The sequence below is a fragment of the Pseudomonas sp. OST1909 genome, assembly GCF_015277575.1.
In the GTDB taxonomy this organism is placed as follows: Bacteria; Pseudomonadota; Gammaproteobacteria; order Pseudomonadales; family Pseudomonadaceae; genus Aquipseudomonas; species Aquipseudomonas synxantha_A.
The window spans coordinates 5,223,748-5,245,597 of the sequence record NZ_CP063780.1 but is presented as its reverse complement, the minus strand read 5'-3'; the positions used below and the strand labels follow the sequence as shown (position 1 = coordinate 5,245,597).

Genomic DNA, 21,850 nt, shown 5'->3' with positions numbered 1-21,850 from the left:
TTCCACATTTTGACCCCAGTGTCTTTGAGATCGATTACACCCTGAACTGATCCATCAACTTCATCTGCTGGCTGGCCAGGGCATTGAGCTGGCTGCTGATCGCCGCCGACTCGGTGGCCTGGCCGGTGAGGGTTTCGGTCACGGTGCGAATCGCCGAGACGTTGCGGTTGACCTCTTCGGCCACCGCGCTCTGCTCTTCGGCAGCGCTGGCGATTTGCAGGTTCATGTCGCTGATCACCGTGACCGCGTCGCTGATCTTGCCCAGCGCCTGCACCGCCTGATGGATCTGCCCGGCATTGCTCTGGGCCTGGTGCTGGCTGGAGTGCATGGTCGCCACTACCCCACGGGTACCGCTCTGGATGCGTTCGATCACCACGCGGATTTCCTCGACCGAATCCTGGGTGCGTTTGGCCAGGTTGCGTACTTCGTCGGCCACTACCGCAAATCCACGCCCGCTTTCGCCGGCGCGTGCTGCTTCGATCGCGGCGTTCAATGCCAGCAGGTTGGTCTGTTCGGCAATGCTGCGGATCACTTCCAGGACTGAACCGATCTGCTCGCTGTTGACCGCCAGGGCTTCGACTTCGGTCACGGCTTTGCTGACTTCCTCGGCAAGGGTGGTGATGTCGCGGGTACTCTGCTCGATGATCGACATGCCTTCACGGGCCGACTGATCGGCGCCACGTGCCGCGCTGGCGGCATTGGAGGCGCTGTTGGCGACGTCGTGGGCGGTGGCGCTCATTTCATTCGACGCCGTGGCGACCTGGTCGATTTCACGGAACTGCACCTGCATACCTTCGCTGGTCTGGCGTGCAATGGCCGAGGATTGATCCGCCGTACCCCGGGCTTCGGTGATGCTTTGTTTGATCTGGGCGATGGTCGGTTGCAGCTTGTCGAGGAAGCGGTTGAACCAGTTCACCAGCTCGCCCAGTTCGTCTTTCTTGGTGTAGGCCAGGCGTTGGGTGAGGTCGCCGTCGCCGCTGGCAATGTCCTTGAGCATGGCCGCCACGCTGTTGATCGGACGGGTCACGCCGGTGGCGGTCAGCCAGATCAGCAACAGGCCCAGCAAGCCGGCGGCGGCTGCCACCAGCAAGGCTTTGACGGTGCCGGTAGCCTGGGCTTCGTCGAGCACGGCTTGCAGCTTTTCGTTATCAGCCAGCATCACGCTTTTAGGCAGTTTGATCACCACACCCCAGGATTTGGCATCGGCAATCGGCTTGACCGGGTACACGGCGCGAATCGTGTCGTCCTGTTCGCGGATCATGGGCCGATCATTGCCCAGCAGTTGCACGATCTCCTTGCCTTCGGCGCCGAGGGTGTCGACCAGGTTCTTGCCGACCCTGGCCGGTTCGCCGCTGTAGGCTGCAATCAGGCCGGTGCTGGACAGGATTTCCAGGTGAGCAGCACCGTTGAACACGTCCTTTTGTGCCGCATCGGTGGTGGCTTGCAGGGCAGTGAGGGCGATGTCGACACCCACGACGCCGATGACTTTGCCATCGACGATCAGGGGCAGGGAAATGGTGGTCATCAGCACAGGTTTGCCGGCCACCGTGTCTTCATACGGGTCCAGCAGGCAGGTGCTGCGGGTGTCCCGTGGGCAGGTATACCAAATGTTGTAAGGCGTGCCGCTGAGGTTGAGGGTGGTCTTGGTCAGGTCATCCTCGACCATGATGGTGTTCAGGCTTTCGCCGCCGGCACGGCTCCAGTAGCTGGAAAAACGGCCTTTTTCGTTGGAGACGCGGGCCTTGTCGTCAACGAATTCACTGTCCTTGCCATCCAGGCCGTTGGGCTCGAACGACAGCCAGATGCCCAGCACCTTGGTGTTGCGCTCGAACGCGGTTTTCACGCTCTGGTTGATTTCTTCGCGCAGGGCGCCGGCTTCAATGGAGCGCTTGGTCCCCAGCTGACGCAGGTCCTTGATCTGGTCGGCGAGGGCGGTAACCGCCAGCAGGTTTTCACCGAAGGTCTTTTGCAAGTGCCCGGCCTGTTCAGCGGCCTTGGCTTGCAGCAGCTGTTCCACGCTGGCGGTGAGCATTCGTGAGCTTGAATCACTGACCAACCGATCGTTCTGGTTGGTGTTGTAGATATTGATGCCGACCACCAGTGCGATCACTCCCAGCAGGCAGAGGCCGGACAGCAGCACGATTTTCAAGCGGATAGAAAGGGTGTCGAACATAGGTTCACTCACGAATGGACTTGTGGGTATGCACGCAGCAGAGCCAAGTCCATTCGGCGCCGTTCCTGAAACATCGGCGTCACAAATCAATTCATGAGTAATAGGCGATGAGCGGTAGGAAAATGCCTACGCCGGGCGTTATACGGGCCGTGCGAGCTGCTCGGGGCGGGACCAGATCCACAGATTGCCCAGGCTCATTCCGGCGATGGCCAGGTACACCGGCCAGCCATGATCAAGCATCACCAGCATCAAGACTGCACACAGGACCATGCTTACGGTGGCGCTGACCTTGGCCCGGCGCGCAATGATCTTGCCGTTGCGCCAGTTGAACAGGATCGGCCCGAACAGGCGGTGGTTTTCCAGCCAGGCGCTTAAGCGCGGTGAGCTTTTGGTGGCGGCCCAGGCGGCCAGCAGGATGAATTCGGTGGTCGGCAAACCCGGTATGACAATCGCGACCAAGCCAATCCCCAGGCTGACGTAGGCCAGCAGGCCATAGAGAAGTTGGGCGATCTTTGAGGTGGATTGGGTTTTGCCGGTCATGCTGCAGTTTTCTGGTGGGAGGGTTTACACATTATCTGCCATGAAATGCACTCAAATGTGGGAGCTGGCTTGCCTGCTCCCACATTGAGCCGATGTCTACCGGAACATTTACGCCATTTCTGGGGCGCTAGCGTACGCCTGTTCCAGCAACACGGTGAAGCGCACAAACGCATCGATCGCGCCTTTTTCTACCGCAGCTTCTTCTTCGGCGCTGAACTCCAGGCTGTCGAGGGTGCGGGTGAAGCTTTTCCAGCCTTCGGCGCGGCCACCGGCCGGTTCGCCCAGGTGGCGGGCCCCGAAGGTTTCGCTCAGGCCCAGGCCCACGGCGCGCTTGATCAGAAACGCGGCGCCCAGCTTGGAGCCTTCGGACACGAACAACCAACCCAGGGCTTCGGCCTGGCTTGGGTTTTTCACCGCGCCGGCGACCGGAGCCGGAACGTCGGTGTCCAGGTCAGCCAGGTCGAGCTTGGCGGCTTCGGCGCGGCAGCGGGCGGCCAGGTCGGGAATGATCGTGTTCAGCGCGGCATCGTTGTACAGCGCCACCAGTTCCGACTGGAACAGGTACTGGGCCACCACGAAGCGGGCGAAGTTGGCTTGGGTTTCGAACGGCGCATGAGCCTTCACCAACGCATCCAGCTTGGTGTGCGGTTCATTGGTGATCTGGTTCAGGCGCTGGGAGCGCAGGCTTGGGCGTTCTGCGGTAGGAGAAGCGGTCATGTAAAAAATCCTTGAAAGAGGGAGCGCCTGGGTGCCCTTAAAGAGAGCTGTTATCAACTAGACGAACAAGAAGACGTGGCACAGTAAAAAATCCTCACCCCGCCGCTGATGGATTCCGGCGAGGTGAGGCGGGTGGATCAGATGTCCCAGATCAGGTTGATCGCAAAGTTGCGTCCGGGCTGGGTCAGGCGGTCGAGGTTGGCCGGGCCGGTTACGCCAGCTTCGCCGACGCTGTCGTAACTGCGCACGTCATCCCAGTTCCAGTACTTCTTGTCGGTGAGGTTGTAGAGGCCACCATTGATGGTCACGTCGTTGGTGACCTTGTAGTAGGCGGTCAGGTCGAGGATGCCGAAGCCCGGGGTCTTGAACGGGCCGTCAGTGCTGCCGTCGGGAGCGTGGAAGGTGGTGCTGTCGACGCGGTTCTGTTTCTTCACCAGAGTCCAGCTCAGCAGGCCGCCGTAGTTGTCCTGGTCGTAGCCCAGGCCAAACACGCCCTTGAGCGGGTTGACGCTGTTCAATGGTTCGCCATTGTCGTCGTTGCGACCGTGGGCGTAGGCAATCGAACCCTGGGTGTACAGGCCCTTCGGCGCGCCGAACGCATCCAGGTTCAGGCGGCCCTTGGCTTCCACGCCCTTGATGGTGGCGCGCTTGATATTGACGGCCCGGAACTGCTCCACGGTGCCGCCGACCACGGCGTTGTCTTCGTCGATAAAGTCGCGGTACTTGTTGTAGTACACCGCGATGTCGAAGGAGCCTTCGTCAAACTTGCCGCGTATCCCGGTCTCGATGCCTTTGCTGGTCTCCGGCTTGAGGTCGGGGTTGGGTTCGACGGTGTAGCCAATGTTGAGGTTTTCGAAGCGGCCATACAGGGCCTTCGCCGAGGGGGTGCGGAAGCCTTCGGCGTATTGGCCGAACCAGGTGTAGTTATCGGTCAGGGCGTAGGTCAGGCCGAACTTTGGCGTGACGCGGTGCCAGGTTTTGTCCTTGCCATCGACGGCATATTCGCCAGTTGGGTTGACGGTGTTGAGGAACTCCTGGGTCAGCTTGGGCTTGAGCCGGGTGTAGTCATACCGCACGGCGGGCAGGAAGGTCCATTTATCCCAGCTGATCTGGTCCTGGGCAAACAACGAGTAAGTGTTGATGGTCGGGTCGGGGAAGTCGCTGGCCTTCTTCACGCTATCGCTTGCTTGCGGGCTGGGCGCGCCGATGGCGGTGCAGCCGCCACCAATGGCCAGGCACGAGGCCGAGCCTTCGCGCGAGCCGGTGACTTTCTGCTGCTTGAGGGTGGTGCCGTAGGTCACCTGGTGGTCGGTTTCGCCGACGCTGAACGCCTTGTCCAGTTGAGCGTCGAAGACCCACTGTTTTTCTTCGTAAAGGGTGTCGCGGGTACGCAGTACGCGGCGACCAGCCTGGTAGATCTCGGCGGTGGTCTGGTCGGTCTTGGCGATCTGGTAGTTGAGGCTGGTCTTGATGCGATCAGCGATCGGCGACTCCAGGGCGAAGGTGTTTTCCAGGCCGAAGCGCTCGCGGGTGATGGTGTCGTTGCCCGAGCGGGCACGGTAGAGGTTCATGCCTCGACCGCCGATGAACGGGCCGCCTACGGCATTCTTCAGGTTGACGTCGCGGTCATCCTTGAACTTCTCGTAGGTCAGGCCCAGGCGGTTGTCATCGCCATAGTTCCAGCCCAGCTTGGCCAGCACGTTGGTGGTGCGCGCGTCTTCCGGGTTGGCGCCGGTGCGGGCCAGGCCGGTGGCGTTGTTGCCGTCGTAGGATTCGGTTTCATGACCATTGCGCTGGCTCAGGTGCAGCAAGCCATCGAAGTCCTGTACCCGCCCGGCGAAGGTGCCGGAGGTCAGCCAGCTCTCGTCGGCGGAGCTGTAGCCGGTTTTCAGGCGGGCACCGACGTCCTTGCCGGGCTTGATGATGTCGTCCGGGTCGAGGGTGAAATAGCTCACCGCGCCGCCGATGGCGTTGCTGCCGTACAGGGCCGAGGCCGGGCCGCGCAGGATCTCCACGCGCTTGACGATTTCCGGGTCGACGTAGTTGCGACGGGTCTTGGCGTAGGGGCCGTTGAAGAAGTTGTTGGGCACTTCGACGCCGTCCACCTGGGTGAGGATGCGGTCGCCGTCGATACCACGGATGTTATAGCCCGCGTTGCCTGAGCGGGTGCCGGCGCCGCCGACGGAGACACCGGGCTCGTAGCGCACCAGTTCGCGGATGTTGTTGGTGTTCTGGCGGTCCAGTTCCTCGCGGTCGTGCACGCTGACGGTGCTGGGTACGCTGTTCACATCCTGTTCGTTACGGGTGGCGCTGATGGTCACCTGTTGCAGGGCGAGGGCGCCGCCCGCGGCGCGTTTCTCCAGCACGATGCTGTTATTGCCCAGTTTGCGGTAGCTCAGGTTGGTCCCCACCAACAACCGCTCCAGGGCTTTTTCCGGCGACAGCGGGCCGCGCACGCCAGGGGACGACACTCCCTGGCCCAGCTCTGCCGGCAGGCCGACTTGCCAGCCGGTCACCGCGGTAAAGGCGTTGAGCGCCGACACCAGCGGTTGCTGCTCGATGCTGAAGTTGTAATTACCGTGGCTGCGAGGGGCGGGTTCGGCGGCGGTGGCGCTCATGACGGGCGCGCCAGCCAGCAGGATCGCAGCGGTCAGCAAGGACAAAACGGGCGAAGAACACCGGCGGTTGAAACGAGAGGACATCGAGAGCGCTCCGGGATACGAATCTTATAGTTGCGAACTGAACCAAATAGGAATCAGTTGCATTGGCTATAACGAGACGTATCGCCGGTTAACATCGAGTAAAAATAATTCTCATTTAGTTCAGGATTACCAGCGCCGGGTATTCCGACAGCTTGGCCGAGGTGATGTGGGCCAGGGAGCGCACCACGTCCAGGGGCTGGTCGAGGCGATAGTTGCCGGTGACGGCGACGCTGGCCAGTTGCTCATTGTTGTTGACGATCCAGCCAGGGTAATAGCGGCGCAGTTCAGCCAGGACTTCGCTCAGCGGGCAATTTTCGAACACCAGACGACCCTGCACCCAGGCCAGATCCTTGCCGACATCGAGCTTGGCCGGTTGGCCGAAACCCTTGGGGCCGATGCGGATGCTTTGCCCGGCACTCAGGCGTACGCGGGCATCGTCGAAGGTGTTGCTCAGGTCGACATCGCCACGCTGCACCTGTACCTGGGCCTCGCCATCGAGGTAGCGCACGGCGAAGGCGGTGTCGCGCACGCTGGCACGCACGGGGCCGGCGTCGATTTCCAGGGCCAGACCGCGGCTGGGGGCTATGTCGAAGAACGCTTCGCCCTGGTACAAGCGCGCAATGCGCTGGTGGTCGGTGATGCGGCTGGAAAATGCCGAGTTGGTGTTGAGCAGCACCTTGGACCCATCGTCCAGTTGCAGGCGCTGGCGCTCGCCGACCACGGTGAGGTGATCGGCCTGCAAGCGCATCGGCAAGTTGCTGAAGCTGAACAGACCGATCAACAGCACGGCCGCGGTGGCCAAGGGCTTCCAGTGCGGTTTGATCCGGCGCCAACCGCTTGGCTTGCGTGGCACCGCCAGGGCCACGGCGGCGCTGTGTACCGGTGCACCTGCCCAGGCCGCCTGGGCCTTGCTGAACGCGTGGACATGCGCCGGGTCCTCGGCCAGCCAGGCGTCGAACTCGGCCTGCTGCCCGGGTTGCGGGCACTGCAAGGCGATCAGCCAGTCGAGGGCTTGGTCCATGGCCGTGTCTTGCAGCACCTCATGAGCCAACGCATGGGGGCGCAGTTTATTCGGGTCCGTCACGGTGTTCCTCGGGTCTTCGCCACGTTCTATTCATTTTTTCGTACAGCGTGGATCGATAGCTCTGTCGGATGGAGCTTAAGGCTGATCCAGCCGTTCGGCCACACCTACACAGATGGCCATGATCAATTTCAGTTCCTTTTGTACGGTGCTCAAGGACACGTTCAACTGATCGGCAATCTCCTGGTAGCTGCAACCGTGCAGGCGGCTGAGGATGAAAATCCGCTGCTGACGAGCGCTCAGCTGGCCGAGGCTGACGCTCAGATGCTCCAGCAGTTGCTCGGCCTGAATGGCTTCTTCAGGTGTGCTGGCAGGGGCGGCAACGCTTTGCAGCACGTCCAGCGGCACGTCTTCCTGCAACGTGCGGGCCTGGATCCGGCGCGAGCGCAGGTGATCCAGCGCCAGGTTGCGCGCGGTCTGGTAGACAAAGGGTTCAAGGTGGTCGATCGGCCGCTCGCTCAGGGCCCGAGTGACGCGCAGGTAGGTTTCCTGCAACAGGTCCTCGGCAGTGCTGTGGTTATTCACCATCCGCTGCAAGGTGCGTAGCAGAATCACCCGTTGGGTGAGAAAGACTTGGTTGAAGCGAGATTGGCTCACAGTGATACCAGACCGATTTGCAGCGAATGATAATGCTTATCATCAACTGAAATGGCAAGTGGCTATTTCCCTGAACCTACTCTGGACAAAATGTAACTGTGGGAGGGGGCTTGCTCCCTCCCACAGTTGGGGTTACTCGGCGTTGCACAGCGCCAGGCAGTTATCCAGCATACGGTTGGAGAAGCCCCACTCGTTGTCGTACCAGGCCAGCACCTTGAGCAACTTGCCGCTGACCTTGGTGTGATTGGCATCGAAGATCGACGACAGCGGGTTATGGTTGAAGTCACTGGAAACCAGCGGCAGGGTGTTGTAACCGAGGATCTTCGAGTGCTGGCTGGCCTGTTTCAGCAGGGCGTTGACTTCATCGGCCGTGGCTTCTTTCTTCAACTGCACAGTCAGGTCCACCAGAGACACGTTGATCACCGGTACCCGCACCGCCATGCCGGTCAGCTTGCCCGCCAGTTCCGGCAGTACCAGGCCAACGGCTTCAGCCGCGCCGGTTTTGCTCGGGATCATGTTCTGGGTGGCCGAGCGCGCGCGGTACGGGTCGGTGTGGTAGACGTCGGTCAGGTTCTGGTCGTTGGTGTAGGCGTGAATGGTGGTCATCAGGCCGCTTTCGATACCCAGCTCACGGTGCAGCACCTGCGCGACCGGCGCCAGGCAGTTGGTGGTGCACGACGCGTTGGAGATGATCTGGTGGGATTGACGCAAAATGTCATGGTTTACCCCGTAGACCACGGTCGCATCCGCGCCCTTGGCCGGAGCCGAGATGATCACCTTGCGTGCGCCGGCGGTAATATGGGCGGCAGCCTTGTCACGGTCGGTGAACAGGCCGGTGCATTCGAACACCACGTCGATCTTGTGCGCAGCCCACGGCAGGTCGGCGGGGTTGCGAATGGCACTGACGGCAATCCGGTCACCATTGACGGTCAGGCTTTCCTGATCGTGGGCGACCTCTGCATCGAAAGTGCCGTGTACGGTGTCGTACTTGAGCAGGTGGGCGTTGATCGAGCTGTCGCCCAAATCATTGATGGCGACGATCTGCAAATCCTGGCGATAGCCTTGGGTATACAGTGCGCGCAGGACATTACGGCCGATACGGCCAAAACCATTGATTGCGATACGTAGAGTCATTGGAAAAGTGCCTGTCGTCGATTTGTTGTAAGAATTACAAGATTATTCGCATAAAAATAGAAAACAAGCCTTTTTAGTGGCAATATTTTGTTCAATCTACAACGAGTGACCTGAATCAACTGGTCCGATGATCCAAACGACCCCCTGCCATCCCATGAGCCGTGGGCGTTTGATCAGCATAGACACTCAGGTCGCCACATCCGTTAGCCTGGAGTTCTATACATGCATCCCCGCGTTCTTGAGGTCACCGAACGGCTTATCGCCCGCAGCCGCGCCACCCGCGAGGCTTACCTTGCGCTCATCCGCGGCGCAGCCAGCGACGGTCCGATGCGTGGCAAGCTGCAATGCGCCAACTTCGCCCACGGTGTAGCCGGTTGCGGCACCGAAGACAAAAACAGCCTGCGCATGATGAATGCCGCCAACGTGGCAATTGTTTCTTCTTATAACGACATGCTCTCGGCGCATCAGCCCTACGAACATTTCCCTGAACAAATAAAGAAAGCCCTGCGTGAAGTGGGCTCGGTCGGCCAGTTCGCCGGCGGCACCCCCGCCATGTGCGACGGTGTGACCCAGGGCGAGCCGGGCATGGAACTGAGCCTGCTCAGCCGTGAAGTCATCGCCATGTCCACGGCGGTAGCGCTGTCCCACAACATGTTCGACGCCGCGCTGATGCTGGGGATCTGCGACAAGATCGTCCCCGGCCTGATGATGGGCGCGCTGCGCTACGGCCATCTGCCGATGATCTTCGTGCCGGGCGGCCCGATGCCGTCGGGTATCTCCAACAAGCAGAAAGCCGATGTGCGCCAGCGCTACGCCGAGGGCAAGGCCAGCCGCGAAGAGCTGCTGGAATCGGAGATGAAGTCCTACCACAGCCCCGGCACCTGCACCTTCTACGGCACCGCCAACACCAACCAGTTGTTGATGGAAGTGATGGGCCTGCATTTGCCGGGCGCGTCATTCGTCAATCCGTACACGCCGCTGCGTGACGCGTTGACCCGCGAAGCGGCGCACCAGGTCACGCGCTTGACCAAGGCCAATGGCAACTTCACGCCGATCGGCGAGATCGTCGACGAGAAATCCATCGTCAACTCCATCGTTGCGCTAAACGCCACGGGTGGCTCCACCAACCATACGCTGCACATGCCGGCCATCGCCATGTCGGCGGGCATCATCCTGACCTGGCAAGACATGGCCGACCTCTCCGAGGTGGTGCCGACCCTGTCCCACGTGTACCCAAACGGCAAGGCCGACATCAACCACTTCCAGGCGGCGGGTGGCATGTCGTTCCTGATCCGCGAACTGCTCGAAGCCGGCCTGCTCCACGAAGACGTCAACACCGTGGCCGGCAAGGGCCTGAGCCGCTATATCCAGGAACCGTTCCTGGTGGACGGCGAGCTGGTCTGGCGCGATGGCCCGATCGAGAGCCTCGACGAAACCATCCTGCGCCCCGTGGCCCGTGCGTTCTCGCCGGAAGGCGGCTTGCGCGTGATGGAAGGCAACCTTGGCCGTGGCGTGATGAAAGTTTCGGCTGTCGCGCCCGAGCATCAGGTGGTTGAAGCGCCGGCGGTGGTGTTCCAGGACCAGCAAGACCTGGCCGACGCCTTCAAGGCGGGCCAGCTGGAAAAAGACTTCGTTGCGGTGATGCGCTTTCAGGGGCCACGTTCCAACGGTATGCCGGAATTGCACAAGATGACCCCGTTTCTCGGCGTGTTGCAGGACCGTGGTTTCAAAGTGGCGTTGGTAACAGATGGGCGAATGTCCGGCGCCTCGGGTAAGATCCCTGCCGCGATCCACGTCAACCCCGAAGCCCAGAGCGGCGGGCCGCTGGCGCGGGTGCAGGATGGCGATATCATCCGCGTCGATGGCGTCACCGGCACCCTGGAGCTTAAAGTGGACGCCGAAGTATTTGCAGCGCGCACGCCTGCCACGGGCCTGTTGGGCAATAACGTGGGGGCAGGTCGCGAGCTGTTTGCATTCATGCGCTTGGCCGCAAGCTCCGCAGAGCAGGGCGCCAGCGCCTTTACCTCTGCCTTGGAGACGCTTAAGTGAAGCTTGCGCTGGTCGGTGATATCGGGGGTACCAACGCCCGTTTTGCGTTATGGCGAGATCAGGAGCTGCATTCGATCCGCGTGCATGCCACAGCGGATCACCAAAGCCCTGAAGAAGCGATCAAGGTCTATCTCGCAGAGGAAGGCCTGGAAATCGGGGACATCGGTGCGGTGTGCCTGTCGGTGGCCGGGCCGGTGAGTGGCGATGAGTTCAAGTTCACCAACAATCACTGGCGCCTGAGCAAGACGGCGTTTTGCCAAGCCCTGCAAGTGGATGAACTGCTGCTGGTCAATGATTTCTCGGCCATGGCCCTGGGCATGACGCGTCTTAAGCCCGACGAGTTCCGCGTGGTCTGCGAAGGCACGCAGGAGCCGTTGCGCCCAGCGGTGGTGATCGGCCCGGGCACTGGCCTGGGCGTTGGCACCTTGCTGGACCTTGGCGCCGGGCGTTTCGCGGCATTGCCGGGGGAGGGCGGGCACGTCGACCTGCCCCTGAGCAGCCCGCGGGAAACCCAGCTGTGGCAGCATATTTACACGGAGATCGGCCATGTCAGCGCCGAGACCGTATTGAGCGGCGGCGGGTTGCCGCGTCTGTATCGCGCTATTTGTGCGGTGGACGGGCACGAGCCGGTGCTGGACACGCCCGAAGCCATCACCGCAGCGGGCCTGGCCGGTGACGCGGTAGCCATGGAAGTGCTGGACCAGTTCAGCATCTGGCTGGGCCGGGTCGCGGGCAATAACGTCTTGACCACCGGTGGGCGCGGTGGCGTGTACATCGTGGGTGGGGTGATACCCAGGTTTGCCGACTTCTTTATCGCCAGCGGTTTCGCCAAAAGTTTTGCGGATAAAGGCTGCATGAGCGACTACTTCAAAGGTATTCCGGTGTGGTTGGTGACAGCGCCGTATTCGGGGCTGACCGGGGCTGGCGTGGCGCTTGAGCAGGCTTTTGCATAGGCTGTGATGGCCTCATCGCGAGCAAGCCCACTCCCACATTTGACCGCGTTCCAACTTTGGAATGCAGGCAAATGTGGGAGGGGGCTTGCCCCCGATGAGGCCCTACAGAACACCCCATAACAACAAGGAGGCCCCCGTGAGCGTAATCAGTAAATCCATTCTCCTCGTCGACGACGACCAGGAGATCCGCGAATTGCTGCAAACCTACCTCAGTCGCGCCGGCTTCCAGGTCCGTGGCGTGGCCGATGGTGCGGGGTTCCGCCAGGCGATGAACGAGGCGCCGTGCGACCTGGTCATCCTCGATGTGATGTTGCCGGATGAAGACGGGTTCAGTCTGTGCCGCTGGATCCGCCAGCACCCGCGCCAGGCGCAGGTACCGATCATCATGCTCACCGCCAGTTCCGACGAAGCCGACCGCGTGATCGGCCTGGAACTGGGCGCTGACGACTATATCGGCAAGCCGTTCAGCCCTCGCGAGTTGCAGGCGCGGATCAAGGCGCTGCTGCGCCGTTGCCAATTCGGCCAGGAGCGCAGCACTGGCGGTGATGTACTGGTCTTCGATGAATGGCGCCTGGACATGATCAGCCACCGCTTGTTTCACGTTGATGGCGAAGAGGTCATCCTTTCCGGCGCGGACTTTGCCTTGCTCAAGTTGTTTCTTGATCACCCGCAACAGATCCTCGACCGCGATACTATCGGCAACGCTACCCGCGGCCGTGACCTGATGCCGCTTGACCGTATCGTCGATATGGCGGTCAGCCGCCTGCGCCAACGCCTGCGCGATACCGAAAAACCCCCGAGGCTGATCCGCACCGTGCGCGGCAGCGGTTATCAACTGGCAGCCAGCGTGGTTGCCGGCAATGCCCACTGAACCTTTGACCGAGCGCCGCCGCCGCTTTCCGGTGCCACGTTCGTTGCTGGGGCGCATGTTACTGCTGACCTTGCTCGCCGTGCTGTTCGCCCAGGCGCTGTCCAGCGTGATCTGGGTGTCGCAATTGCGCGCCACCCAGCTTGAGGGCCTGGTGACCAGCGCCCGCAGCCTGGCGCACTCGATGACCGCCAGCGTGAGTTATTTTCGTTCGCTGCCGGTGGCCTATCGGCCTTTGGTCCTTGATCAGTTGCGCAGCATGGGCGGTACCCGCTTTGTAGTGACCCTCAATGATCGCCCGCTGGACATGGCGATCCTGCCGCAGACGCCACGCAAGCAAGCGGTGCTGGAGGCGGTCGATGAGGTGCTACGCCAAACCCTGGGCGCCGATGTGCATATCTCGGTGGAGTTCGTCAGCGCCGAAGACCTGCGCATCTTCAATGCCGGCCTCAAGCTCGACGAACTGCCACGCTCCTGGGCCCATTACGCATTGACCCTGGAACCGGTAAACCCGCCAGTGCTGGTCACCCAGATTCAACTGGCTCCCGGCGAATGGCTGTACATCGCCTCGCTGTTGCCAGAGCCGTACACCAGCCTTGAAGAACAGGGTCTGCCGTCCCAGCAGGTGTGGTTTATCGTGCTGACCAGTGGTTTTTTGCTGCTCTTTATCGGTTTGCTGGTGCATTGGCAAAGCCGGCCGCTCAAGCGCCTGGCGCGGGCGGCGCGGGATATGTCGCTGGGCGCCGATGTAGAACCGGTAGCCGAAGGCGGCGGCAGTGAAGTGGTGGAAGTGGGCCGCGCATTCAACGCAATGCGCGAACGCATCAGCCGTTACCTGACCGAACGCAGCCAGTTGTTCAGCGCAATTTCCCACGACTTGCGCACCCCGATTACCCGCCTGCGGTTGCGTGTGGAATTGCTCGAAGACGAGAACCTGCAAACCAAATTCGGCCGCGACCTGGATGAGCTGGAACTGCTGGTCAAAGGCGCGCTGCAATGCGTGAAAGACACCGACATCCACGAAAACATCCAGCCGGTGGACCTCAACCACGTACTCGAATGCCTGGTGGAACCTTACCTGGCACCCAACGGCAATGGGCGGGTAACCCTTGATGGCGCGGCCCTGGCGGCCTACCCGGGCAAGCCGCTGGCGCTCAAGCGTTGCATCGGCAACCTGATCGACAACGCCTTGAAGTACGGGCAGAACGCACATCTGCATATCGAAGATGATGGTGTGCAGTTCGTCCTGCATGTGGATGACGAAGGCCCCGGTGTGCCGGAGCAGCGTCTGGAGCAGGTATTTGAACCGCACTTTCGCCTGGCCGGCCAGCAGCAGGGGTATGGCCTGGGGCTGGGGATCGCGCGCAACATTGCCCATAGCCATGGCGGTGAAGTGAGTTTGCAGAACCTGCGCGAAGGCGGACTGCGCGTCACCCTGCAACTACCAAGAACCTTGGACTAACAAACACCTGAGCTCAAATGTGGGAGCTGGCTTGCCTGCGATAGCGGTGGTTCAGTTGACTCATTAGTGACTGACACACCGCCATCGCAGGCAAGCCGGCTCCCACATTTTGCTCTGCGTACATCAGATGCTTTGGCGCAACCGGGCCAGGTCGCGCAGCGGCGGCGCCCCAAACAATCGGCTGTATTCCCGGCTGAATTGCGACGGGCTTTCATACCCCACCCGATACCCTGCGGCCGAGGCTTCCAGCCCTTCGGCAATCATCAAGCGCCGGGCTTCCTGCAAGCGCAGCTGCTTCTGATATTGCAGCGGGCTCATGGCCGTAATCGCCTTGAAGCGATGGTGCAAGGTCGAGACGCTCAGGTTCACTTCCTTGGCCAGGTCGTCGATGCGCAGTGGCTGTTCATAGTTGCCGTTCAGCCATTTGATCGCCTGGCTGACGCGATGGCTCTGGCTGTTGGCCACGGCAATTTCATACAGGCGATAACCCTGTGGGCCCCGCAGCAAGCGATAGAGAATTTCACGGTTGATCAACGGCGCGAGCATGGCGATGTCTTTGGGCGTGTCCAGCAGGCGGGCCAGGCGCAGCACAGCGTCGAGCAACGGGGTGTCGATGCGGTCCACATACATGCCGCGAGAGGTGGGACGCGACGGCACACCCATAGGCCCGGCTTCGGCAATCAGCGCGGTGAGCTGGGCCGGATCGATATTGATGCGGACCGACAGGTTGGGGTCTTGCGGGGTGGCATCGATGATTCTGCCGGCTACCGGCATGGCGACCGAGAACACCAGATAATTGAGCGGGTCGTAGGCAAAGATTTCGTCGGCCAGGCGCACTTCCTTGCTGCCGCTGGCGAGGATGCACAGCGCAGGTTCCACCAGCACCGGCATGAAATCCCGTGGCGTGTTGTGGCGGTTCAGATACAGCGAGGTGATCGCCGTGCCGTAGGAGCCATCTTCCCAGGTGTGGCGGTGCACGATACTGGCCAGCTCGGCGCGTTGTTTCTCCATCTCGGCATCGACGGGGATGGGCTTTGGTTCGGGCGACGACATGGGGCGTCCTCTACACGCTGCTTTGATGGGCTCAGCTTAGCGGCAGCTTTTCAAAAAGTGTTACGTCGATTCTGCAGGATCCTTGCCTGATCCTGCGATAGGTAGTGAATCAGGCAAGCAGGCCGCCTGTCATCTCCCTGAAACACTGGACCGGTGCATGGAATAAATCCCGGGGGCCAAACGTCCTCTCTATGTTTCTCGCAGGATTGTGCAATAAGCCTGCAGGAATCGACTAACCGCATCCTCAGCCGGGCCGCTATCTTTGATCCTGTGGCAACACACCCTCACCGTGCTTGCCGAGCATCACTTCTCAACGGGAGAGTCGAACATGTCCACCCCCATTCCCGCGAGCCACATGGCCTTTATCCGCGCCCGTAGCGGGTGCAGCACCGAACTCGGTGCACGCTTGAGCAGTTTGATCGAACCGGGTCGCCAAGCCCCAGGTTGCCTGCAATTTTCGTTGCAGCATTCCCAGGTCGATCCTGATATATGGCTGGTATCAGGTTTTTGGAGCAGCGAGGAGGCCATGAGTGCCTACTTCAGCTCACCGACCTTGATGATTTTTACGCAGTTGCTCAACGACATGGTCGTGCGCAGCATGGACTTCCAGACCTTCACCGATGCATCTGCCGTCAACGCCTACGGCGAGTACCTGCAACTGGCCGGTTGAACCGGTTTACAATGGCCGACTTTTCCATTGGCCAGGACCTGCAACATGGCACGTAAACAATTTGCCCACCACGAAGCCGTTTCCGCCTTGGTGCGTGAAGAAGAGGGTGGCTATAGCGCTGCCATCGCCGTCAAGGCACTGGATGGCATGGGCGCCCCCAAGTTCCACAAGATCCTTGACGGGCAGAAGTTCAAGACCGCGTCCGATGCCGATGACGCGGCCACTGTGCAGCTTGAGGACCTGGTCGACGTGGACGTGGAAGGTCAACTGACTTGGGCAACGGCTTCCAACTAACGAACGCTGCCGATCAAATGTGGGAGGGGGCTTGCTCCCGATAGCGGTGTATCAGCCAGCAAATTTTTAGCTGATACATAGCCATCGGGAGCAAGCCCCCTCCCACAATTTGACTGTATTTCAGTCAGGGTTTTGCGGCGCCTGGTCGGTACATCTTGAACAGCGCTTGCGGGCCCAACTGGAAGTAATCCGCCGGGCCGCCGCCGCGCAAAATCGGCTCGGCGGCTGCGGTGTCGTAGATGCCATCCTTGAGCAACCACTTGGCGATATGCACCGCAACCACTTCGCCTAGCACCAGCCAACTTGGCACCAGCTCCTTGTCGGCGCGTTGCAGTTGGATGATCTGCGTCACTTTGCATTCAAACGACACCGGGCTCTCGCCGACGCGGGGTACAGCGACGACTTTCGAAGCCACCGGCGTCAGGCCGGACAACTCGAACTCATTCACATCCGCCGAGACCGCTGCGCAACTCTGGTTCATCTGCTCGGCCAACGGGCGAGTGGCCAGGTTCCACACAAACTCGCCGGTCTGCTCAATGTTATTCAAGCTGTCTTTGCGCCCCACACTGGAAAACCCAATGATCGGTGGGATGTAGTTGAATGCATTGAAGAAGCTGTAAGGCGCCAGGTTCAGGCGGCCTCCGCTGTCGTGCGAGGAGATCCAGCCAATCGGGCGTGGGCCGACGATGGCATTGAACGGGTCATGGGGCAGGCCGTGGCCGTTGGCGGGTTCGTAGAAGTGGATATCGTCGGACATGACCTGTTCTGCTCTCGATTCTGGGGCCCACATCATATCCAATGTGGGAGGGGGGTTGTCCCCTCCCACATTTTTTAGTCCGTGGTAATCCGCGAGTGCTTGCGGGTGTCTTTCATGGTCACGTAGACCATCAACGACACTGCGATACATGCGGTCACGTACCAGTAGTAGCCAGTTTCCATACCGATGCTCTTGAACCACAGCGCGATGTATTCAGCGGTACCGCCGAAGATCGACACCGTCAGCGCATACGGCAGGCCCACGCCCAGGGCGCGGATTTCGGTGGGGAACAGTTCGGCTTTCACCACGGCGTTGATCGAGGTGTAGCCGCTGACGATGATCAGCGCCGCCATGATCAGGAAGAACGCGCCCCACCAGCTCTGGATGGTGTGCAGGGTGGTGAGGATCGGCACGGTGAACAGGGTACCCAGGACACCGAAGGCAATCAGGATCGGGCGACGGCCGACTTTATCCGAAAGCCCGCCGATGATCGGCTGCAGGCACATGAACAGGAACAGCGTGGCTGCCGAAATGGTGGTGGAGTCGGAGATGCTCATGCCGACCGTGTTCACCAGGTATTTCTGCATATAGGTGGTGTAGGTATAGAACGCCAGGGTGCCGCCCATGGTCAGGCCGACCACGGTCATCAGTTCCTTGGGGTGGCGCATCAAGGTGCGCATTGCGCTTTCCTTGGCCTTTTCCTTCTTGGTGAACGACTCGGTTTCTTCCATGCCACGACGCAGATAGAGCGCGACCACTGCACACAAGGCGCCGATGGCGAACGGGATACGCCAGCCCCAGGCGTACAACTGTTCGGTAGTCAGCAGTTGTTGCAGCACGATCAGCACCGCCAGCGCGATGAGTTGGCCGGAGATCAGGGTCACGTATTGGAAGCTGGAGTAGAAACCACGACGTTCCTTGGTCGCCATCTCGCTGAGGTAAGTGGCGGAAGTGCCGTATTCGCCACCGACCGACAGGCCCTGCAGCAAACGGGCAAACACCAGCAGGATCGGCGCACCGATACCGATGAGTTCATAGCCAGGGCTCAGGGCAATCAGCAGCGAGCCGAAGCACATCAGGTAGACCGAGGCCATCAGGGCTTTTTTACGCCCGACCTTGTCGGCATACAGGCCCATCAGCCAACCACCGATAGGGCGCATCAGGAAGCCCACGGCGAAGATCGCGGCGGTGTTGAGCAGTTGGGCGGTGGTGTCGCCTTTGGGGAAGAACGTCTTGGCGAAGTACAGCGAGAAGGCGGCGTAGACGTACCAGTCGTACCACTCGACCATGTTGCCGACCGATCCACTGAAGATCGACTTGATGCGGCTGGAAGTGGTGCGTTCTTTTGCCGGCGCAGACGCCGATCCCAGAGGCAGGGAGTTGGAGTTATCCATTGAAGGATCCTTCATCTAGTTGTTTTTATGGAGCGTGCTTGAGCACTGCCTGGCTTGGGCTATAGCAGAAGCTGTGCCAAGTGGATGAAGGCCCGGAATAGAAGGGTCGCGAGGTTTTTTTGAGCGGAAAGTTGCCGATGATTTTTGGGGGATGAGCGGAAATCCGCTTATGGCTGCTCGCGAAGACGTCCTTGCAATCGCTACATAAGCAGGATCAGAGGAACATTTCCCGCACCAACCCATGCCGCTGCATCTTTTCATTGAGGGTCCGTCGCGGCAGTTGCAGCTCGGCCAGCACCGCTTTGATATCGCCTTTATGCCGGGTCAGCGCGGCTTTCAGGCAATGCGCCTCGAAAGCCTCCTGCTGCGCGGCCAGCGATTGCCCAGGTTCAATACCTTCAGGTTCAGGCTCGCCAAGCCCCAGCACCTGGCGCTCGGCGACGTTGGCCAGTTCACGTACGTTGCCCGGCCAGTCATGGCTGAGCAGGCGACTCAGCTGCGGCCCACTCAATGGCTCAAGATGGCGGCCCAAACGCTCGGCAGCGCTTTGGGCGAAATGCTCATACAACAACGGAATGTCTTCGCGACGCTCGCGCAGGGGCGGCAGGCGCAGTTGTGCGACGTTCAGGCGATAAGCCAGGTCCTCGCGAAAACGCCCGGCGCGTGCTTCTTCGAGCAGGTCCGGCTTGGTAGCGGCGATGATGCGCAGGTCGACATTGATGCTCTGGTTGGAACCCAATCGCTCCAACTTCTGCTCTTGCAACACGCGCAGCAGTTTTACCTGTTGCGCCAGGGGCATGCTTTCAATTTCGTCGAGGAACACGGTGCCGCCATGGGCGTACTCCAGCTTGCCGATACGCTTGCCTTGGGCGCCGGTGAAGGCGCCGCTTTCGTGGCCGAACAGCTCGGCTTCAAATAATTGCTCGGGGATAGCCGCGCAATTGAGCGCCACAAACGGCTTTTTGGCTCGTGGGCCGAAATCATGCAGGCAGCGGGCAACCAGTTCTTTACCGCTGCCGGTCTCGCCACGGATCAACACATTGACCGGCAGTGTCGCCAGGTCCAGCACCTGGCGACGCAGGGTTTGCAGGCCCTTGGACACCCCCAACAGGCTGGATTCCAGTTGTGCACGGTGATCGGCCTGTTGGTGCAGGCGACGGTTTTCCAGGATCAGGCCGCGCTTGTCCAGCCCCCGGCGCAGGCTGTTGAGCAGGGCATCCGGGCTGAAGGGTTTTTCCAGGAAGTCGTAGGCGCCGTCGCGCATGGCTTCGACGGCCATTGGCACGTCGCCGTGGCCGGTGAGTAAAATCACCGGCAAGTCGGCATCGCGCCGCTGTACCTCGGCCAGCAATTCAAGGCCACTGAGCCCGGGCATACGCACATCGCTCAAGATCACTCCGGGGAAGTCCTTCGGCAGGTGCGCCAGGCATTCCTCGGCACGGCTGTACAACTGAACGTCAAACCCCGACAGGCTCAGCCACTGCTCGACGGCCGTACGAATGCTGGCTTCGTCATCCACCACAATCACTGCGTTCAACATAGGTCAGGTGTCTCCAGCGCGACGGGCAGGGTCAGGGTAAAGACTGCGCCGTCCCCATGATTGCCGGCGATCAGGCGCCCGCCCAATTCATGCACGATAGCGTAGGACACCGCCAGGCCCAAGCCGAGCCCGTCACCCACCGGTTTGGTGGTGAAGAACGGGTCGAATACGTTGTTCAGATGTTCTTCGGCAATCCCGCCACCGCTGTCGCTGACGCTTAACTGCCACAGCTGCTGATCGGCGTGCAGACGGATTTCCAGGCGTTTGCGCGGCTTGTCGGCCATGGCGTCCAGGGCGTTGCGCAGCAGGTTGATCAGTACTTGTTCCAGGCGGATCGCGTCGCCGCGTACCCAGGCCGGGCGGGCCAGGTCCAGCACCACGCCGATGGCCTCATCGCGCAGGCGCGCGTCGAGCAAGTGCAGGGACTGGTCGACCACGGTGGCCAGATCCAGGCGTTCGCGCAGGCCGCTGGGGCTTTTGCGCGCGAAGGTCTTGAGGTGGCCGGTCAGCGCGGCCATGCGCGTCAGCATGTCATCCAGCGGCGTGAGCGCCTTGTAGGCGTCGTCCACACGGCCATGGTCGAGCAACAGCCGCAGCGTGGCCAGCTGCATCCGTTGGGTGGTCAGCGGTTGATTGATCTCATGGGCAAGGGCGGCGGACATCTGCCCCAGCGCCGCCAGTTTGGCTGATTGAACCAGGCCATCCTGGGCGGTGCGCAGGGCCTGGGTGCGTTCTTCTACCAAGTGTTCGAGTTCTTCGCGGCTGCGTTGGCGAAGGCGAGCCAGGCGCCAGCGTTGACTCAGGAACAGCACAAGAAACACCAGCGCCAGCCAGGACCCGGCGGCGGCGAGGCCGGCGTTGCGTTGGTCTTCAAACGGGAACTGCGGTTTGCGCAGCAGGTGCAGGGTCCAGCCTTCGGCTTTCAGCGGCAGGGATTCCCAGATGTAGTTGGCGCTGCCGTCCGGGCCGTTGACGCGCATCAGGTGGCTGTTGTCGTCGAAGCGCTGCAGGGTCTGGGTATCCAAGGGTTGCAGCTGCTTCTTGTCGTATTGGCGGGTGGCCTTGAGTTCAGCCAGGTCACTCTCTGACAGCGGCCGCAGGTTGCGATAACGCCAGCCCGGCTGGTTGGCGATAAACACAATGCCGCGTGCATCGCTGACCAGCAGCAAGTCATTGCCCTGGGCCCATTCGCGTTCCAGTTCGGGAAACTCCAGCTTGACCACCATGGCGCCGAGGAACTGCTCGTGTTCATCGACCACCGCGCTGGACAGGAAATACCCCGGAATGCCGGTCGTCACCCCCACCGCGTAAAAGCGCCCGGTGCCTTGGCTCAAGGTCTGGCTGAAATACGGACGGAACGCGTAATTGTGGCCGACATAGCTGCTGGGCAAATTCCAGTTGCTGGCGGCCACGGCCAGGCCGGTGCGGTCCATCAGCTCCAGCGTGGAGGACTGGGCCGCGCCGTTGATGCGTTCGAGCTTGCGATTGAGTACATCCTGGGTGGCACTGTCGAGTGGGCCCTTCAGCGCGCTGATCATTTCCGAATCCAGCGCCAGCACGGCGGGGAGGGCGCGGTAGCGTTCGATCAAGGTATGCAGCGAGTTGGCATACAACGCCAGCTGTTGATTGGCGCGAGCGGCTTCATCCACCAGGGCCTGGCGCTCGGCATGGCGGGTGGCCAAGGCGGCGGCCAGCACTGCGCCGGCGATGATTAGCAACGAGTAAAACGTCAGACGCAGAGGGCGAGGGATCACGATCATACGATGATGAACAGGCACAGTGAGGGGCGAGCACCATAGCATGAGCTGTCTGGATCTTGTGGCGAACGAGCTTGTGTGGGAGCTCCCACATTTCACAGCGTTCGCC

The 21,850-nt window shown here is 61.1% G+C and carries 18 protein-coding genes; 6 read left to right on the top strand and 12 right to left on the bottom strand.

Going from position 1 to position 21,850, the window contains the following annotated elements; all coding sequences use genetic code 11:
- Positions 1 to 34: 34 nt before the first annotated feature.
- The 7 genes from IH404_RS22795 to gap all read right to left on the bottom strand — a co-directional run bounded on the left by IH404_RS22795 (position 35) and on the right by gap (position 8,944).
- Positions 35 to 2,173 carry a methyl-accepting chemotaxis protein gene (locus IH404_RS22795; RefSeq protein WP_005791014.1) on the bottom strand — a complete coding sequence of 713 codons (2,139 nt, stop codon included), beginning with the start codon at positions 2,171 to 2,173 and terminating at the stop codon, positions 35 to 37.
- Positions 2,174 to 2,311: 138 nt separating this feature from the next.
- Entirely contained in the window at positions 2,312 to 2,713 is a 402-nt protein-coding gene (locus tag IH404_RS22790; protein ID WP_005791013.1) for a YbaN family protein, read from the bottom strand.
- Between the two features lie 108 nt (positions 2,714 to 2,821).
- Entirely contained in the window at positions 2,822 to 3,430 is a 609-nt protein-coding gene (locus tag IH404_RS22785; RefSeq protein ID WP_078822215.1) for a biliverdin-producing heme oxygenase, read from the bottom strand.
- Between the two features lie 137 nt (positions 3,431 to 3,567).
- A complete protein-coding gene (locus IH404_RS22780; RefSeq protein WP_194439108.1) occupies positions 3,568 to 6,132 on the bottom strand; it encodes a TonB-dependent receptor in 2,565 nt (854 codons plus the stop codon).
- 115 nt (positions 6,133 to 6,247) lie between these two features.
- Positions 6,248 to 7,216 (bottom strand): FecR domain-containing protein, encoded by a 969-nt coding sequence (locus IH404_RS22775; RefSeq protein ID WP_194439107.1) that lies wholly within the window; start codon positions 7,214 to 7,216, stop codon positions 6,248 to 6,250.
- A gap of 75 nt (positions 7,217 to 7,291) precedes the next feature.
- Complete coding sequence (locus tag IH404_RS22770) at positions 7,292 to 7,810, bottom strand: sigma-70 family RNA polymerase sigma factor (RefSeq protein ID WP_005791005.1); 519 nt, start codon at positions 7,808 to 7,810, stop codon at positions 7,292 to 7,294.
- 132 nt (positions 7,811 to 7,942) lie between these two features.
- Entirely contained in the window at positions 7,943 to 8,944 is a 1,002-nt protein-coding gene (gene gap / locus IH404_RS22765; RefSeq protein WP_005791003.1) for a type I glyceraldehyde-3-phosphate dehydrogenase, read from the bottom strand.
- Between the two features lie 222 nt (positions 8,945 to 9,166).
- Between gap and edd the strand changes: the two genes are divergently transcribed.
- From edd to IH404_RS22745, 4 genes are all read left to right on the top strand, one after another.
- Positions 9,167 to 10,993, top strand: a complete 1,827-nt coding sequence (gene edd, locus IH404_RS22760; protein WP_005791001.1) for a phosphogluconate dehydratase — start codon at positions 9,167 to 9,169, stop codon at positions 10,991 to 10,993.
- Positions 10,990 to 11,946 (top strand): glucokinase, encoded by a 957-nt coding sequence (locus IH404_RS22755; RefSeq protein WP_005790999.1) that lies wholly within the window; start codon positions 10,990 to 10,992, stop codon positions 11,944 to 11,946. Before edd ends, IH404_RS22755 begins: the two co-directional genes overlap by 4 nt.
- A 136-nt stretch (positions 11,947 to 12,082) precedes the next feature.
- On the top strand, positions 12,083 to 12,817 hold the full coding sequence (locus tag IH404_RS22750) for a response regulator transcription factor (protein ID WP_005790997.1): 735 nt from the start codon (positions 12,083 to 12,085) through the stop codon (positions 12,815 to 12,817).
- The gene (locus IH404_RS22745) at positions 12,807 to 14,276 is read left to right on the top strand and encodes an ATP-binding protein (RefSeq protein ID WP_005790995.1); all 1,470 of its coding nucleotides are present in this window, start codon (positions 12,807 to 12,809) and stop codon (positions 14,274 to 14,276) included. The genes IH404_RS22750 and IH404_RS22745 overlap by 11 nt, the downstream gene beginning before the upstream one ends.
- Positions 14,277 to 14,399: 123 nt before the next feature.
- Here the strand turns inward: IH404_RS22745 and IH404_RS22740 are convergent, their stop codons facing one another.
- Entirely contained in the window at positions 14,400 to 15,329 is a 930-nt protein-coding gene (locus IH404_RS22740) for an AraC family transcriptional regulator (RefSeq protein ID WP_032879669.1), read from the bottom strand.
- A 328-nt stretch (positions 15,330 to 15,657) separates the two neighbouring features.
- On the opposite strand from IH404_RS22740, the gene IH404_RS22735 reads away from it, so the two are divergent.
- On the top strand, positions 15,658 to 15,999 hold the full coding sequence (locus IH404_RS22735) for an antibiotic biosynthesis monooxygenase family protein (protein ID WP_194439106.1): 342 nt from the start codon (positions 15,658 to 15,660) through the stop codon (positions 15,997 to 15,999).
- A 45-nt stretch (positions 16,000 to 16,044) separates the two neighbouring features.
- Positions 16,045 to 16,293: a hypothetical protein gene (locus tag IH404_RS22730; protein ID WP_194439105.1), complete on the top strand. Its 249-nt coding sequence runs from the start codon at positions 16,045 to 16,047 to the stop codon at positions 16,291 to 16,293.
- A gap of 124 nt (positions 16,294 to 16,417) precedes the next feature.
- On the opposite strand, the gene IH404_RS22725 is transcribed toward IH404_RS22730, so the two are convergent.
- The 4 genes from IH404_RS22725 to IH404_RS22710 all read right to left on the bottom strand — a co-directional run bounded on the left by IH404_RS22725 (position 16,418) and on the right by IH404_RS22710 (position 21,744).
- Complete coding sequence (locus IH404_RS22725; protein WP_194439104.1) at positions 16,418 to 17,050, bottom strand: flavin reductase family protein; 633 nt, start codon at positions 17,048 to 17,050, stop codon at positions 16,418 to 16,420.
- Positions 17,051 to 17,124: 74 nt separating this feature from the next.
- Positions 17,125 to 18,444, bottom strand: a complete 1,320-nt coding sequence (locus IH404_RS22720; protein ID WP_005790985.1) for an MFS transporter — start codon at positions 18,442 to 18,444, stop codon at positions 17,125 to 17,127.
- 214 nt (positions 18,445 to 18,658) lie between these two features.
- Entirely contained in the window at positions 18,659 to 19,984 is a 1,326-nt protein-coding gene (locus IH404_RS22715; RefSeq protein ID WP_194439102.1) for a sigma-54 dependent transcriptional regulator, read from the bottom strand.
- Complete coding sequence (locus tag IH404_RS22710; RefSeq protein WP_194439100.1) at positions 19,978 to 21,744, bottom strand: ATP-binding protein; 1,767 nt, start codon at positions 21,742 to 21,744, stop codon at positions 19,978 to 19,980. The genes IH404_RS22715 and IH404_RS22710 overlap by 7 nt, the downstream gene beginning before the upstream one ends.
- Positions 21,745 to 21,850 lie beyond the last annotated feature (106 nt).

Coding starts and splice junctions, on each gene's coding strand:
- IH404_RS22790 (WP_005791013.1), bottom strand. CDS start 2,713: ATGACCGGCAAAACCCAATCCACCTCAAAGATCGCCCAACTTCTCTAT.
- IH404_RS22740 (WP_032879669.1), bottom strand. CDS start 15,329: ATGTCGTCGCCCGAACCAAAGCCCATCCCCGTCGATGCCGAGATGGAG.
- IH404_RS22725 (WP_194439104.1), bottom strand. CDS start 17,050: ATGTCCGACGATATCCACTTCTACGAACCCGCCAACGGCCACGGCCTG.
- IH404_RS22795 (WP_005791014.1), bottom strand. CDS start 2,173: ATGTTCGACACCCTTTCTATCCGCTTGAAAATCGTGCTGCTGTCCGGC.
- IH404_RS22720 (WP_005790985.1), bottom strand. CDS start 18,444: ATGGATAACTCCAACTCCCTGCCTCTGGGATCGGCGTCTGCGCCGGCA.
- IH404_RS22785 (WP_078822215.1), bottom strand. CDS start 3,430: ATGACCGCTTCTCCTACCGCAGAACGCCCAAGCCTGCGCTCCCAGCGC.
- IH404_RS22715 (WP_194439102.1), bottom strand. CDS start 19,984: ATGTTGAACGCAGTGATTGTGGTGGATGACGAAGCCAGCATTCGTACG.
- IH404_RS22745 (WP_005790995.1), top strand. CDS start 12,807: ATGCCCACTGAACCTTTGACCGAGCGCCGCCGCCGCTTTCCGGTGCCA.
- edd (WP_005791001.1), top strand. CDS start 9,167: ATGCATCCCCGCGTTCTTGAGGTCACCGAACGGCTTATCGCCCGCAGC.
- IH404_RS22710 (WP_194439100.1), bottom strand. CDS start 21,744: ATGATCGTGATCCCTCGCCCTCTGCGTCTGACGTTTTACTCGTTGCTA.
- gap (WP_005791003.1), bottom strand. CDS start 8,944: ATGACTCTACGTATCGCAATCAATGGTTTTGGCCGTATCGGCCGTAAT.
- IH404_RS22730 (WP_194439105.1), top strand. CDS start 16,045: ATGGCACGTAAACAATTTGCCCACCACGAAGCCGTTTCCGCCTTGGTG.
- IH404_RS22735 (WP_194439106.1), top strand. CDS start 15,658: ATGTCCACCCCCATTCCCGCGAGCCACATGGCCTTTATCCGCGCCCGT.
- IH404_RS22780 (WP_194439108.1), bottom strand. CDS start 6,132: ATGTCCTCTCGTTTCAACCGCCGGTGTTCTTCGCCCGTTTTGTCCTTG.